This is a genomic window from Arthrobacter sp. MDT2-3 (genome assembly GCF_059090465.1).
Genome location: NZ_JBNHFS010000008.1, coordinates 171,421 through 185,101, shown reverse-complemented (window position 1 = coordinate 185,101; position 13,681 = coordinate 171,421). Strand labels below are relative to the sequence as shown.

The following is a 13,681-nucleotide window of genomic DNA, read 5'->3' as shown; positions in this document are numbered from 1 at the left end:
GGACTCAACCCACTCGGCGGTCTCTTCCGGATCACGATCAGGCAGCTGGTTAGTCAACCCGCTGAGGATATGGGAGGTATCTTCTCCTGCAGCCACGTCCAACCTCTCTTTGCGCGCATTGATGGCGCACTCAGGCCGGGCAGGGTGACCGCCCGGCGTATATACGCCGTGTGCGACGTATCGGTTACAACAGCCCGGTCATGTGTGCCGGGCAGGGTCCTAGCATTCCTACGTCTGCATTGGAGTTACAGGGTTGTTGCCCCGCAGGCATAGTTGTCACCTGCCACTCTAACTCTGTCCGCAACGCGATGCGTAGCCGCGGCTTGGACGGCTCTGTTGTATTTCGCCGTCATACTGGTTGTGTGACGAAAAGCCGCTGCGTGCGGGTTGGCCACACTGGTGTGACGCAGAATATGCGCCATCCCGGGGCGCCAGCTTGAAGCGCAGGCACAAAGGGTGTTGGCTTGGGAGTAATGGAAATCACTATGCGCACTGCATATATGAGGCATTGGAGGAACACGTGAGCGAGGCCGACGCCGCCACTTCGGTAAATGTGGCGGAAAAATTGGGTTTCAAGAACGGGGATCTGATTCAGGAGTTCGGTTACGACGACGACGTCGATTTCGACTTACGTGACGATATTGAAGACCTCACGGGCTCGGAGCTGTTGGATGAGGACGACCATGAGGTGGCGGATGCCGTCATCTTCTGGTGGCGCGACGGCGACGGAGACCTTGTGGACAGCCTTATGGATTCGCTGACCACCCTCAGCGAAAACGGCGTTGTCTGGGTCCTCACTCCGAAGTCCGGCAGGGCCGGGTACGTTTCGCCGGCTGATATCCAGGAAGCTGCGCCGACCGCCGGGCTGCACGTCACAACCTCGGCAGGCGTGTCCAAGGACTGGAGTGCAGCCCGCCTGGTGATGAGGAAAAACAAGTGACGGCAGCGCTTGACGCTGCTTCTGTAGTTGTGCCCGCGGTTGGCGGGCCCGCACCTGACTTCGAACTTCGCAATCAGTTCGGCGAACCCGTCCGGCTGTCATCCCTTCGAGGCCGGAACGTAGTCCTGGTGTTTTATCCGTTCGCTTTTTCCGGCATTTGCACCGGGGAACTCTGCGAGATACGGGACAATCTTGCGATGTTCGAGGATGCGAACGCCACGGTCCTGGCCATCTCCGTCGACAGCAAGTTCAGCCTGCGCGCCTACGCCGCGCAGGAAGGCTACAGCTTCGACCTGCTGGCCGACTTCTGGCCCCACGGCGGCGTGGCCAGCGCCTACGGCGTCTTCGATGCGGACAGCGGCATGGCGAAGCGCGGCACGTTCATCATTGACGCCGCCGGAAACGTCCGCTACTCGGTGGTGAACCCGCGTGGCCAGGCCCGGGACCTTCAGGAATACCGCATCGCATTGGCCGGCCTGGGGCAGGCCTGATCGGCCATGGAACAGCAGCGGGCGGGTGTAGGCCTGACAGGCTTCGCCAGCATGCCGCCCGTGACGGCAACACGTCCTTCCGCTGATGAGCTTGACGTCCTGCTGCGGATTCGCGGGGTCCTCGCAGGGAACTCCTTTGCCCTGCTGACTGGCGCCGGGCTGAGTACCGATTCGGGCATTCCGGACTACCGCGGACCGGGCTCGCCTCCGCGTTCCCCCATGACGTACCAGGAGTTCATCAAGGACGGGGCCAACCGTCAGCGCTACTGGGCACGAAACCACATCGGCTGGTCGCACCTCCGGCATGCTGATCCCAACCAGGGCCACCAGGCGGCTGCCGAACTCGAGCGGCGCGGCTACCTCACCGGCTTGATCACCCAGAACGTTGACCGGCTCCATGAAGACGCCGGAAGTGTCAATGTGGTTGACCTGCATGGCAGATATGACCAGGTGGTTTGCCTCCAGTGCCGCCGTACCTACTCCCGGCGCTTGCTTGCGGGAGTGCTTGAAGAGCTGAATCCGGACTTCCTGACACGCGCCGCGGAATCGGGTCTTGTGGAGATAGCGCCGGATGCAGACGCCACCGTCGAGGACCAGGCGCTGATAAGCAGCTTCGTGGTCGCTGTCTGCCCTGCCTGCGGCGGAACACTGAAGCCCGACTTTGTGTACTTCGGCGAGAATGTGCCCAAAGATCGTGTTGAGCGCTCATACCGGATGGTTGACGATGCCCATGCGCTGGTAGTCGCCGGATCATCACTGACAGTGATGAGTGGCTTGCGCTTCGTACGGCACGCCGCCAAGGACGGGAAGCCGGTGATCATCATCAACCGGGGGGCGACCCGCGGCGATGACAAGGCAACGATAAAGCTCGACGCCGGTGTCAGCGAATCGCTCACCTGGCTTGCCGCTGAGCTCCCGCCCCTGTAGGGGGTGCGTCGAGGGACGGGGGCGGCGCCGATTCGCGTTTCGCGGCCTGCGTCAGGTAGAGTCTATGTTCGTTGGTTGCGGCGCTGAAGCGCCGGATTCAGCGCAATGGGTCTTTAGCTCAGCTGGTAGAGCGCCACGTTTACACCGTGGATGTCATCGGTTCGATCCCGGTAGGACCCACAAGGAAACCCTGTAGTTTTGGCCGTAGCGGCGGAAACTGCAGGGTTTTTTCGTTGCGGCCCAATGTCAGTGCCCCGCCGTAGATTGCAGGCATGGAACATGTGATGGTGCGGGCGGGAAGCAACGAAATGCCGACGGCGGTAGTGACCAACGGCAGGGAATGGACTGTGGGTGCGGAACCAGTCCGGTGGTTTGAGCGGGTCAACTGGTGGGAAGTCAACCGCAGGATGCCCAAAGGCCTCAGCCGGGTGGACGTCGAGGTCCTGCAGGTCCAGGTGAGGCTCGGAGGAAACAGCGGCTCTGCGCTGACCACCATGCTGCTGGAAAGGGACGGCATGGGCGGTGGGTGGCGCCTGCGCGAAGCAGTCGCGGACGCGGCCTAATACGTGCGCTTGGACGTATCCGGGCATTGGAAAACCCTCCACCGCGACTATTGGGGGATGCCGCGGTGGAGGGCCTGTGATGAATATACCGTGAACTGCACGAAACAAAAAGTTGTCCGCATTGTGTCGGCTGTGTCGGGATGCTTCCCAGGGACCGGACGCAATGACGCCCCAGCCATTAGAATGGTTGGTGTTCAGCTGGATGAACAGCACGATCCAGCGCAGGCGCCTACATAAGGAGAATCATGGCCGATTCCCGCACCTCCCGACCCGCTGACGGCCTGGGAAGCGCCTCGCCGGCGCCCGCCGTCACCCGGGCAGCCGCTGTATTGGATGCCCTTGCAGCATCGGCAACCGGAAGGCTGACCCTGAGCGACCTGGCCCGCGAACTCGGCATTCCCAAGTCATCCACGTCCAATCTGCTTTTGGCACTGGAAGAGGCACGCCTCATCAGCAGGCATGGAGCTGAATTCACCCTCGGCCGCAAGCTGGTGGAACTCGGCGCCGCCTATCTCAGCCGTCTGGACGAAGTGCAGGAGTTTTACCGGTACTGCGAGCAGGCTCCCACGCTGTCCGGGGAGACGGTCCGGATCGCCATGCTGGATGGAACCAACGTCATCTACCTCGCGCGGTATGAGGGACATCCCGCCGTCCGCCTGACCTCCAATATCGGTGACAAGATGCCGGTTTCCCTGTGCGCCGTAGGAAAGGCGCTGATCGCCCGGCTGCACGATCATGACATCGACGACATGTTTCCCGACGATGCTCAATTGCCCGTCCTGACGCCGAAGTCGCTGCGCACCGGTGCAGAGCTGAAAGCCCAGCTCCACACGATCCGGCAGCAGGGCTACGCGTTCGAAGACGAAGAATCCACTACCGGCGTGGTGTGCCTTGCTGTGTCCGTTCCCACCAGGGGTGCGCACGGCCCCAGCCTGGGACTTTCGGTGACTGCACTGAAGGCCACCTATACCGAAGAGCAGGGTTCGCAGATGGTCAAGGAACTCCGCGAACTCGCGCGTTCCCTCGGCAACCCCATGGGCTGAAGGGCCGAAAACGCGGCTGGTTTCACAAAATAATTGTCCAGCACCTTGCCGGGTGTTCAACTTGCTGTACGCTGTTCAATACAGTGACCAGCACGGCTCGTGCCGCCACTGACCCACCAGGCCAACGGGGGCCTGGAGTGTGATGAGGGAGTTCTTGTGACAACTCGTACTAATGCACCGCAGGCCGAGGACGGCGCCGTCGTTGAACCGGACCAGCTGCGAAGGGCAACTCTTGCCAGTTCCGTAGGTTCCGCCCTGGAATACTACGACTTCTACATCTATGGCCTCGCCTCAGCGCTGATCTTCGGGCCGCTGTTCTTTGCCCCGCTGGGTGAGAGCGGTGCCGTCATCGCTTCCTTCGCCACGTACGGTGTGGGCTTTGCCGCCCGTCCCTTCGGCGGGGTGGTTTTCGGCTACATTGGGGACAGGTTTGGACGCAAGATGGTCCTCATCCTCACCATCGGCTTGATGGGCATGGCCAGCTTCGCGATCGGCCTGCTGCCCACGTTTGAGCAGGCCGGCATGCTGGGTGCCGTCCTCCTGGTGGCACTGCGCATCATCCAGGGACTGGGCGCCGGTGCAGAGCAGGCCGGCGCAACCACGCTGATCTCGGAAGTCGCGCCGCGCCGCCGTCGTGGCTTCTTTGCTTCCCTGCCGTTCGTCGGCATCCAGCTCGGTACCCTCCTCGGCGCCGGCACCTTCGCACTGATGGCGCTGGCCGACAAGTCTGTCCTGCACGGCTGGCTGTGGCGTGTGCCCTTCCTGGCCAGCTTCATCCTGATCGTTGTTGCCGTCTTTATCAGGCTCCGGCTGAAAGAGACTCCGGTCTTCCAGGAGCTCGAGAAGCACAAGGCCGTCGTGAAGAACCCGGTGGGCCAGATCTGGAAGCACTCCAAAAAGAGTGTGCTGGTGGGAATCGGCCTGCGGATGGGCGAAAACGGCAACTCCTCCATCTACTCTGCCCTTTTGGTGTCCTTCATCAGCATGCCTGCAGGCGTCTTCGCCGGCGATAAGTTCATCGGCCCCACCGGCCTGCTGATTGCCGCCGCATTCGCAGCAGTCATGGTGGTCACCTTCGGTGCACTGTCTGACCGGTTTGGCCGCGTCCCGGTCTATCGGTATGGCGCGCTGTTCCAGGCAGTCATCGCGCTGCCGGCGTTCTACCTGGTGACCCTTGGCAACGTCACGCTGGTTTGGGTGGTCATGGTAGTGGGCATCGCCCTTGGCGTGCAGTCGATGCTTGGCCCCCAGTGCGCAATGCTGCCAGAGCTTTTCGGATCCCAGCACCGGTTCACGGGCGTTGCACTGAGCCGCGAACTCTCGGCAGTCCTCGCCGGTGGCTTTGCCCCGATGATCGGTGTCGCCCTCCTCGCCGCCACCAACCACTCCTGGCTTGTTCCGGCCATCTATTCGCTGGTCCTGGCATCCATCTCCTTCTTCACCACCTTCTTCACTCCCGAAACCCGGGGCAGGGACCTGGTCCTGGTGGAGGACGCAAGCTAGCCCGACAGCTCCTTGCGGGGGCCGCTTTCCCTGACGGGGAAGCGGCCCTTCCTTATGCACTGGGGCGGCGGAAGGGGCGGTGGGCAGCAGGTAGTGGGCAGCAGGCAGCAGCAGACGCAAGCGGCAGCGGGTGCGTGGCGTGAACCTGGTGCTGCATGCGAAAGGCCCCGGCTCGTTCCTCATGGAAAGGAACCAGCCGGGGCCTTGCATTGGGTGCCTGGCGCCCCAGCGGGGAGTCTGTTGGGGCGGGAGCTGCCGTTTAGTAGAAGTGCACGGTGTCTACGAGGTGGGGCAGCTCGCCGCCGGCCAGGAAGATGCGGAGGTTGCTGCAGAACCGCTCCGTAATCAAACGGTTCTCTGCTGCACTCAAGGCGGAGGTGTGCGGCGACACCAACACCTTGGGGTGGCTCCAGAGCGGGCTGTCCTGCGGGAGCGGTTCGACCGCAAAGACGTCAAGGCAGGCGTAAGAGACCTGGCCATTGTCCAGGGCCTCGAGCAGCGCTTCCTCGTCCACCACTGTGCCCCTTCCCACGTTGACGAAAACAGTGCCGGGCTTCATGGCCGAAAAGACGTCCCGGTTGAAGAGCCGTTCCGTGTAAGGGGTGCCGGGCAAGGTGTTGACCACAGCGTCTGCGGTGGCAAGGAGGGTCGCGAGGCCGTCGTTGTCCGAAACCTGCTCAATCCCCTCCAGCGGTTCCACGGTGCGCTTGGTGCCGCTGACCTTCATGCCGAGGGCACGGGCCAGGCGGGCCGTCTCAAGTCCGATTTCGCCCAGGCCGGAAATGACCAGGCGGGAACCGTTGACAAGCCGGGTTGGGGTCCTTAACTCAGGCCAGACTTTGGTCTCCTGGTCCCTCACGAGCTCAGCGGTTCGTTTGAAGCCGTTGAGAATTCCCAGGGTGGCGAACTCCGCCAGGGGAAGGGCATGGACTCCTGCGGAAGTTGTCACCTTGAACTTCTGCAGCGTTTCCTGGTCCAGTCCGGAGGCTTTGACGGCTCCGCCGGCTCCGGCTGCCATGGCGTGGACCCACTGGAGGTGCGGGTTGTCTGCAGCGATGCGGGCAAGGCCGGCCGGGCTTTCGTTGGGGATGCCGTACAGGACCTGGGCTTTGTTAAGCATGTCCCAGTACCGTTCCTCCTGCCCGGGGGAGCGTTTGAACGCGGGATCGCCGGTATGGTCGGCCGGGTACCGCTCCGGAGGGAGCAGTTGTGGGTCGTAGAGGACTGTGACAGACGGGTCGACGGCGCGTATGCGCTCGACGAGCTCCTCTTCGAGGGGGACGGCGATGGCCACGGTAATGGGAGAGGTCATAGTGTCCATCATACTGAATAGCGGCTAAGATACTGAACAATTCTTTGAGCACAACGACGTGAGGCTGACGTATGCACGGTAGGAGAGCGGGCTTTGTTGGATTGGGTCTGATGGGCTTCCCGATGGCCGCCAACGCCATCCGGAACGGATGGCAGGTCACGGGTTGGAACAGGTCGCCCGGTCCCGCGGTCCAGCTGCAGAAGGTCGGCGGCGCAAACGCAGCGAGGATCGAGGACCTGCGTGACCTCCCGGTGATCGTCTTTATGCTGCCGGACCTTGCCCATATCGAGGAGGCGGCGGCCAGGCTGCTTGGGAGCTGGGAACACCAGCCGCCGGCGCCGGGAACCATCGTGCTGGTCATGAGCAGCGTCTCGCCCACTGCGGTAAGGGGCTTCGGCGAACGCGTTGTGGCACTGAGCCGCGGCCACGTGCAGGTAGTGGACGCTCCAGTCAGCGGAGGAACAAAGGGCGCTGAGGAGGGAAAGCTCGCCATAATGGCCGGGGGAGATACTGCCGCTTTCCAAAGTGTGGAGCCCCTGCTGCGGTCTATGGGTACCACCGTGCGGCATCTGGGCCCGCTGGGGTCCGGATCCCTTGCGAAGGCATGCAATCAGCTGGTTGTTGGAACCACGACGGCGGCGCTCGCCGAAGCTGCCGAGCTTGCCGAGCGTTCCGGGCTGGACCCCGCGGCGCTGTTCGAGGTGCTGGCGGGAGGGCTCGCCGGCAGCAGGGTGCTGGACATCGTGGGTCCGCGGCTGGTCAGTAAGGATTACGCCCCCACGGGCCCCGCTAAATTCATGCACAAGGACCTCTCCTTTGTTGTGCAGGCAGCACGGGCGTCTGGGACAGCAGTGCCCATGGCGGCAGCCGGCGTCGAACTTTACGCAGAATTGAAGCGCCAGGGCCTCGGCGAGCAGGACCTCGCCGTGGTGCGCCAGGCTATTTCCCACCTCAGCGAACAAGCCACGGAAACCGTGGCGGAAGGAACAGTAAAGTCATGAGTTTGCTATTCGATTTGACCGGCCGGGTTGCGCTGGTGACGGGTTCGAGCCGGGGGATCGGCAACGCCTTGGCCCGCGCTCTGGCCGACGCGGGGGCAACGGTGGTGCTGAACGGTGTCAACGGGGAGCGGCTCAAGGCTGCCGAAGCCGCGATGGCCGCGGACTACGCTCCGGGCCGGGTGCACAGTGTTGCCTTTGACGTCACGTCCGACGCCGAGGCGGCGCGCGGCGTCGCGTGGGTGGAGGAGCATGTGGGGCCGCTGGAGATCCTGGTGAACAACGCGGGCATCCAGCACCGGGTGCCGATGCTGGAGTTGGACGTGAAGGACTGGGAACGGGTGATTTCCACTGACCTGACCAGTGCTTTCCTGGTGGGGCGGGAGGCGGCGCGGTTTATGATTCCGCGCGGGCACGGCAAGATCATCAACATCTGTTCGGTCCAGACGGACCTGGCCCGGCCGACGATCGCGCCGTATATTGCGGCAAAGGGCGGGCTGCGGAACCTGACCCGGGCGATGACGGCCGAGTGGGCCGCGTCGGGGCTGCAGATCAACGGGATCGCACCGGGTTACATCCGTACCGAGATGACGCAGAACCTGGTGGACGATGAGGCCTTCAACTCCTGGATCCTGGGCCGGACGCCGGCGAACCGGTGGGGGACGGTGCAGGACCTGGCCGGCCCGGCGGTGTGGCTGGCGTCCAGCGGTTCGGATTTTGTGAACGGGCAGACGATTTTTATCGACGGCGGAATGACGGTGGTGGTCTGATGACACTGGATACAGCGCTCCCCGCCCCGGTCCTTCCCGTCACCGGCCCGGCCGTGGTGGCCCACGCGGCCGGGGACCTCCGGATCGACGAGCTCACCCTGGCCGCCCCGGCCGCGGATGAAGCCGTGGTCGAGGTGCACTACGGCGGGATCTGCGGATCGGACCTGCATTACTGGCTCCACGGAGCCGCGGGCGAGTCCATCCTGAAGGCGCCCCTGGTGCTCGGGCACGAGATCTCCGGGACCGTCGTCCGCGCCGCCGCCGACGGTACCGGCCCCGCTGCCGGGACGGCGGTGGCTGTCCATCCGGCCACGCCCGGTCCTGGTGCTGCCCGGTACCCGGCGGACCGGCCCAACCTGTCCCCGGGCTGCACCTACCTGGGCAGCGCGGCCCGTTTCCCGCACAAGGACGGCGCGTTCAGCCGGTACGTGAACCTCCCGGCCCGGATGCTCCGGACCCTACCGGGCAGCATCGACCTGCGCACCGCAGCACTGATCGAGCCGGCCTCCGTGGCCTGGCACGCGGTGGCAAGGGCGGGGGAGGTGGCCGGGAAGTCAGCGCTCGTGATCGGCAGCGGCCCCATCGGCGCCCTGGCCGTCGCGGTCCTGAAACGGGCCGGCGCGGCCAGGATCACCGCCGTCGACATGCACGAAAAGCCGCTGGACATCGCCCAGGCGGTGGGAGCGGACCAGGTGCTGCAGGCCGGGGACGCTGAGGCGATCGCCGCCATCGAGGCCGACATCGTGATCGAATCCTCCGGCAACCACCACGGCCTCGCCTCCGCCATCCAGGGCGCAACCCGCGGCGGCACCGTAGTGATGGTCGGGCTGCTGCCAACCGGCCCGCAGCCGGTCCTGATCTCCCTGGCCATCACCCGGGAACTGGAGCTGAAGGGCTCCTTCCGGTTCAACGACGAGATCGACGACGTCATCGCCGCCCTCGCCGACGGCACCCTGCACATCGACCCCGTCATCACCCACGAATACCCCGTCGAGAAAGCACTCGAAGCCTTCGACGTCGCACGAAACTCCGCCGAATCCGGCAAAGTACTGCTGAGTTTTACTTCCTGACAGGGCGGTGGGGCTAGCGGCGCACGGGAATGAAAACGCGTGGTTGTTCTGTCCAGGTATCCGACATCTGGGACATGGTCCGGCGCATGATCCGGTCCGAGGCGTCACGCGCCGCCTCGGCATCGCCCCGGGCAATGGCCTCCGCGACGTCGACGTGCCACTGCAGGGCGGCCTCGTGCGGATGGTCGGGCATGAGGCCGTGGACGGTGCGCCCCGTCAGGGTTTCGGCCACCTGCCCCATCAGGTTGGCGAACATTTCGTTGCCCGAGCCGGAGAGCAACAGGGAATGGAACTGGATGTCCAGCTCCAGGAAGCGGGGCACGTCACCGTTGTGTCCGGCATCCCGCATGGCGTAGGCGACGTCCACGAGTTCCAGGCGCAGCGGCGCGGGGGCGTTCCCGGCGGCCAGTTCCGCCGCTGCGGGTTCGACGGCGGCGCGCAGCTCGGCGAGTGAGCGCAGCTGGGCGCCCCGCGCGTCGCTGGCCAGGCGCCAGCGGATGACCTGGGGATCAAACGGGTTCCAGCGGCTCGGTGGCAGGACCCGGATGCCCACCCGCTTGGTGGTTTCCACCAGGCCCAGGGACTGCAGGACGCGGACCGCCTCCCGGATAACCGACCGGGACACCTTCAGCTCGTCCTCCAGCTGCTCCGCCAGTATCACGTGGCCAGCGGGCAGGTTGCCCGAGACGATTCGGGTGCCCAGATTCTCGATGGCACGGTGGTGGAGGCTGGTGGTCATGCTGCTAAGCCTAGTGGCAGCCACTGCTCCGCCTGCCTTTCGCCCTGGACGGGAAACGACACAAAAGGTTCCAATAGGTGGGCGTTACTTTCCTGTGACCCCGGGAATATATATGCTTTATTCAGACCCATGGTCTGCAACCGTGCTTCCGCGCAAAGGGAGCCACTGCACATCCAACGCACGTATGAATTGGAGTTTTGATGTCTGCACACATCGGTGTCACCGGCCTAGCGGTGATGGGTGCCAACCTGGCCCGCAACCTCGCGCGGAACGGCTTCACGGTCGCACTGCACAACCGTTCAGTGGAGAAGACTGACGCCCTGCTGGAGAAGCACGGCTCGGACGGCGACTTTATCCGCACCGAAACCCTGCAGGAGCTGGTGGACTCCCTGGAGAAGCCCCGCCGGGTCCTGATCATGGTGAAGGCCGGCAAGCCCGTTGACTCCGTCATCGAGCAGCTCGAACCGCTGCTGGAGGCCGGCGACATCATCATCGACGCCGGCAACTCCCACTATGAGGACACCCGCCGCCGCGAAGCCGCGCTGGCCAAGAAGGACCTGCACTTCGTGGGCGTCGGCGTCTCGGGGGGTGAAGAAGGTGCCCTCAACGGCCCCTCCATCATGCCCGGCGGTTCCAAGGAGTCCTACAAGGCCCTCGGTCCGCTGCTGGAAAAGATCTCTGCCAAGGTCGACGGCGAACCGTGCTGCGCCTGGGTGGGAACCGACGGCGCCGGCCACTTCGTCAAGATGGTCCACAACGGCATCGAATACGCCGACATGCAGGTCATCGGCGAAGCGTTCGACCTGCTGCGCTCCGGTGCAGGCATCGAGCCGGCTGAGCAGTCCAAAATCTTCTCCGAGTGGAACAAGGGCGAGCTTTCCTCCTTCCTGATCGAAATCTCCGCAGAGGTCCTGGGCCATGTTGATGCCAAGACCGGCAAGCCTTTCGTCGACGTCGTGGTGGACGCCGCAGGCCAGAAGGGCACCGGCCGCTGGACCGTCATCTCCGCCTTGGAACTGGGCTCCCCGGTCTCCGGCATCGCCGAATCCGTGTTCGCCCGCGCCCTGTCTTCGCAGGCGGGCCAGCGCAAGCTGGGCCAGGAGCTCCTGGCCGGCAACGAGGCTTCAGTGGAAATTCCGGAGACGTTCGTCGAGGACGTCCGCCAGGCCCTGTACGCCTCCAAGCTGGTGTCCTACGCCCAGGGCCTGGACATGCTCACGTCCGCAGCCAAGGAATACGGCTGGGACCTGAAGCTGGACGAAATTGCTTCACTGTGGCGCGCCGGCTGCATCATCCGCGCCGAGCTGCTGAAGGACATCACCAAGGCTTACGCAGCTGACGAGAAGCCTGCCAACCTGCTGTTCGCTCCGGCCTTCACCAAGGCCATCGCCGAGGCTGTTCCGGCCTGGCGCCGCGTTGTTGCCACGGCTGTCCAGCTCGGTATTCCGGTGCCCGTGTTCTCCTCCTCGCTGGCCTACTACGACGGCCTGCGACGCAAGCGCGTTGCTGCCGCCCTGATCCAGGGCCAGCGCGACCTCTTCGGCGCCCACACCTACGGCCGCGTGGATGCAGAAGGCACGTTCCACACCCTCTGGGGCGAGGACAAGTCCGAAATCGAGGCAGTGGACACCCACTAGTTCCGCAGAACGCCGAATGGCCCGCAGCTCCTGGAGAAATCCAGGAGCTGCGGGCCATTCGTTCAGGTCAGCAGGGCGTCAACGCGCGGTGACGGTCAGAGATGGTATTCGATCTCGTACTCAGCCGGATCCACTGCGGGCTTGGTCTCCCGCTGCGCGTCCCGGTGGCGCCACTTGGCGGGAACGCCGGTGACGATCGATTCCGGCGGCGCGTCCTTCACAACCACCGCGTTGGCGCCCACGGCACTGTCCTCGCCGATGGTGATCGGTCCCAGGATCTTCGCGCCGGCGCCAATGGTTACGCGGTCGCCGATGGTGGGATGCCGCTTGATCCTCGCCAAGGAGCGGCCGCCCAGCGTGACGCCGTGGTACATCATCACGTCTTCGCCGATCTCCGCCGTTTCACCGATGACCACGCCCATGCCGTGGTCAATAAAGAACCGGCGGCCGATCGTGGCGCCGGGGTGGATCTCGATGCCGGTGACGAATCTGCCCAGCTGGGAGATCAGCCGCGCGGGGAAACGCAGGGCCGGGTTCTGCCAGAGACGGTGCGTCAGCCGGTGGATCCAGATGGCATGCAGGCCGGAATAGGCGAAAAAGTTCTCGAAAGAACCTCGAGCCGCCGGGTCATGGGACCGGGCGGCGTCGAGGTCTTCCTTTAGTCTTGCGAAAAAGCCCACAAAGTTCTTTCTACAGGAAACGGGCGGATGGCGGTTCTAATCAGTTGCGGATGTCGTCATAGAGCACCGTGGAGATGTAACGCTCGCCGAAGTCGCACACCACGGCCACGATCAGTTTGCCTGCGTTCTCCGGGCGCTTGGCCAGTTCCAGCGCGCCCCACACGATAGCGCCGGAGGAGATGCCGCCGAGGATGCCTTCCTTGACGCCGAGCTCACGGGCTACGCGGACCGAGTCCTCGAGCGTGGCGTCCAGGACTTCGTCGTAGACGTTGGTGTCCAGGATTTCGGGGACGAAGTTTGCACCGATGCCCTGGATCTTGTGCGGGCCGGGTGCGCCGCCATTGAGGATCGCGGAGTCCTTGGGCTCTACGGCCACGATCTGGACGTCGGGCTTGCGTTCCTTCAGGACCTGCCCGACGCCCGTGACGGTGCCGCCGGTGCCAACGCCCGCGACGAAGATGTCCACGGCGCCGTCGGTGTCAGCCCAGATTTCCTCAGCGGTGGTGTTGCGGTGGATTTCGGGATTCGCCTCGTTGGCGAACTGCTGTGCCCAGATGGAGTTCTCGGTGTTGGCGACAATTTCCTGGGCCTTTTCCACGGCACCGCGCATGCCCTCGGAGCCCGGCGTCAGGACAATCTCGGCACCGAAAGCGCGCAGCATGACCCGGCGCTCGGTGGACATGGTCTCGGGCATGGTCAGGATGACTTTGTAGCCGCGGGCAGCTCCCACCATGGCCAGGGCGATGCCGGTATTGCCGGAGGTTCCTTCAACGATGGTTCCGCCGGGCTTCAGGGCCCCGGACTTTTCCGCGGCGTCGACGATGGCTACGCCAATCCGGTCCTTGACGCTGTTGGCCGGGTTGTAGAACTCGAGCTTGACGGCGACCGTGGCTTCCAGCCCCTCGCTGAGCCGGTTGAGCTTGACCAGCGGCGTGCCGCCGACCAGCTGTGTTACATCGTCATAGATCCGTGCCATGGAGATACGCCTATCTTGTGAGGGGTGAATAC

Annotated in this window: 14 protein-coding genes and 1 tRNA gene; 11 read left to right on the top strand and 4 right to left on the bottom strand. The window is 64.3% G+C overall.

Annotated features, from left to right (window positions below; genetic code table 11):
* The first annotated feature begins 520 nt into the window (after positions 1–520).
* From AC5RUQ_RS19780 to AC5RUQ_RS19750, 7 genes are all read left to right on the top strand, one after another.
* The gene (locus AC5RUQ_RS19780) at positions 521–940 is read left to right on the top strand and encodes a DUF3052 domain-containing protein (protein ID WP_163162713.1); all 420 of its coding nucleotides are present in this window, start codon (positions 521–523) and stop codon (positions 938–940) included.
* Positions 937–1,431 (top strand): peroxiredoxin, encoded by a 495-nt coding sequence (locus AC5RUQ_RS19775; protein ID WP_493948970.1) that lies wholly within the window; start codon positions 937–939, stop codon positions 1,429–1,431. The genes AC5RUQ_RS19780 and AC5RUQ_RS19775 overlap by 4 nt, the downstream gene beginning before the upstream one ends.
* 6 nt (positions 1,432–1,437) lie before the next feature.
* Entirely contained in the window at positions 1,438–2,358 is a 921-nt protein-coding gene (locus AC5RUQ_RS19770; RefSeq protein ID WP_493948969.1) for an NAD-dependent protein deacetylase, read from the top strand.
* 107 nt (positions 2,359–2,465) lie between these two features.
* A tRNA-Val gene (locus AC5RUQ_RS19765) sits at positions 2,466–2,538 on the top strand.
* A gap of 92 nt (positions 2,539–2,630) precedes the next feature.
* Positions 2,631–2,921, top strand: coding sequence for a hypothetical protein (locus tag AC5RUQ_RS19760; protein WP_493948968.1), 291 nt, complete (start codon positions 2,631–2,633; stop codon positions 2,919–2,921).
* A gap of 245 nt (positions 2,922–3,166) precedes the next feature.
* On the top strand, positions 3,167–3,964 hold the full coding sequence (locus tag AC5RUQ_RS19755; protein WP_493948967.1) for an IclR family transcriptional regulator: 798 nt from the start codon (positions 3,167–3,169) through the stop codon (positions 3,962–3,964).
* 156 nt (positions 3,965–4,120) lie between these two features.
* On the top strand, positions 4,121–5,467 hold the full coding sequence (locus AC5RUQ_RS19750) for an MFS transporter (RefSeq protein WP_493948966.1): 1,347 nt from the start codon (positions 4,121–4,123) through the stop codon (positions 5,465–5,467).
* Between the two features lie 259 nt (positions 5,468–5,726).
* Here the strand turns inward: AC5RUQ_RS19750 and AC5RUQ_RS19745 are convergent, their stop codons facing one another.
* A complete protein-coding gene (locus AC5RUQ_RS19745; RefSeq protein ID WP_493948965.1) occupies positions 5,727–6,791 on the bottom strand; it encodes a D-2-hydroxyacid dehydrogenase in 1,065 nt (354 codons plus the stop codon).
* A gap of 59 nt (positions 6,792–6,850) precedes the next feature.
* Between AC5RUQ_RS19745 and AC5RUQ_RS19740 the strand changes: the two genes are divergently transcribed.
* The 3 genes from AC5RUQ_RS19740 to AC5RUQ_RS19730 are packed head-to-tail and all read left to right on the top strand — an operon-like array spanning position 6,851 to position 9,617.
* The gene (locus tag AC5RUQ_RS19740) at positions 6,851–7,780 is read left to right on the top strand and encodes an NAD(P)-dependent oxidoreductase (protein WP_493948964.1); all 930 of its coding nucleotides are present in this window, start codon (positions 6,851–6,853) and stop codon (positions 7,778–7,780) included.
* The gene (locus tag AC5RUQ_RS19735; RefSeq protein ID WP_493948963.1) at positions 7,777–8,547 is read left to right on the top strand and encodes an SDR family oxidoreductase; all 771 of its coding nucleotides are present in this window, start codon (positions 7,777–7,779) and stop codon (positions 8,545–8,547) included. The genes AC5RUQ_RS19740 and AC5RUQ_RS19735 overlap by 4 nt, the downstream gene beginning before the upstream one ends.
* Positions 8,547–9,617: an L-idonate 5-dehydrogenase gene (locus tag AC5RUQ_RS19730; protein WP_493948962.1), complete on the top strand. Its 1,071-nt coding sequence runs from the start codon at positions 8,547–8,549 to the stop codon at positions 9,615–9,617. The genes AC5RUQ_RS19735 and AC5RUQ_RS19730 overlap by 1 nt, the downstream gene beginning before the upstream one ends.
* Before the next feature lie 13 nt (positions 9,618–9,630).
* On the opposite strand, the gene AC5RUQ_RS19725 is transcribed toward AC5RUQ_RS19730, so the two are convergent.
* A complete protein-coding gene (locus AC5RUQ_RS19725) occupies positions 9,631–10,356 on the bottom strand; it encodes a FadR/GntR family transcriptional regulator (protein WP_493948961.1) in 726 nt (241 codons plus the stop codon).
* Positions 10,357–10,556: 200 nt separating this feature from the next.
* On the opposite strand from AC5RUQ_RS19725, the gene gnd reads away from it, so the two are divergent.
* Entirely contained in the window at positions 10,557–11,993 is a 1,437-nt protein-coding gene (gene gnd / locus AC5RUQ_RS19720) for an NADP-dependent phosphogluconate dehydrogenase (protein WP_493948960.1), read from the top strand.
* 95 nt (positions 11,994–12,088) lie between these two features.
* On the opposite strand, the gene epsC is transcribed toward gnd, so the two are convergent.
* Both epsC and cysK read right to left on the bottom strand, forming a co-directional pair.
* Positions 12,089–12,673: a serine O-acetyltransferase EpsC gene (gene epsC / locus AC5RUQ_RS19715; protein WP_163162734.1), complete on the bottom strand. Its 585-nt coding sequence runs from the start codon at positions 12,671–12,673 to the stop codon at positions 12,089–12,091.
* 40 nt (positions 12,674–12,713) lie between these two features.
* Positions 12,714–13,649 (bottom strand): cysteine synthase A, encoded by a 936-nt coding sequence (cysK, locus tag AC5RUQ_RS19710; RefSeq protein WP_493948959.1) that lies wholly within the window; start codon positions 13,647–13,649, stop codon positions 12,714–12,716.
* Between the last annotated feature and the right edge of the window lie 32 nt (positions 13,650–13,681).

Coding starts and splice junctions, on each gene's coding strand:
- AC5RUQ_RS19770 (WP_493948969.1), top strand. CDS start 1,438: ATGGAACAGCAGCGGGCGGGTGTAGGCCTGACAGGCTTCGCCAGCATG.
- AC5RUQ_RS19760 (WP_493948968.1), top strand. CDS start 2,631: ATGGAACATGTGATGGTGCGGGCGGGAAGCAACGAAATGCCGACGGCG.
- AC5RUQ_RS19755 (WP_493948967.1), top strand. CDS start 3,167: ATGGCCGATTCCCGCACCTCCCGACCCGCTGACGGCCTGGGAAGCGCC.
- AC5RUQ_RS19745 (WP_493948965.1), bottom strand. CDS start 6,791: ATGATGGACACTATGACCTCTCCCATTACCGTGGCCATCGCCGTCCCC.
- AC5RUQ_RS19740 (WP_493948964.1), top strand. CDS start 6,851: ATGCACGGTAGGAGAGCGGGCTTTGTTGGATTGGGTCTGATGGGCTTC.
- AC5RUQ_RS19735 (WP_493948963.1), top strand. CDS start 7,777: ATGAGTTTGCTATTCGATTTGACCGGCCGGGTTGCGCTGGTGACGGGT.
- AC5RUQ_RS19730 (WP_493948962.1), top strand. CDS start 8,547: ATGACACTGGATACAGCGCTCCCCGCCCCGGTCCTTCCCGTCACCGGC.
- AC5RUQ_RS19725 (WP_493948961.1), bottom strand. CDS start 10,356: ATGACCACCAGCCTCCACCACCGTGCCATCGAGAATCTGGGCACCCGA.
- gnd (WP_493948960.1), top strand. CDS start 10,557: ATGTCTGCACACATCGGTGTCACCGGCCTAGCGGTGATGGGTGCCAAC.
- cysK (WP_493948959.1), bottom strand. CDS start 13,649: ATGGCACGGATCTATGACGATGTAACACAGCTGGTCGGCGGCACGCCG.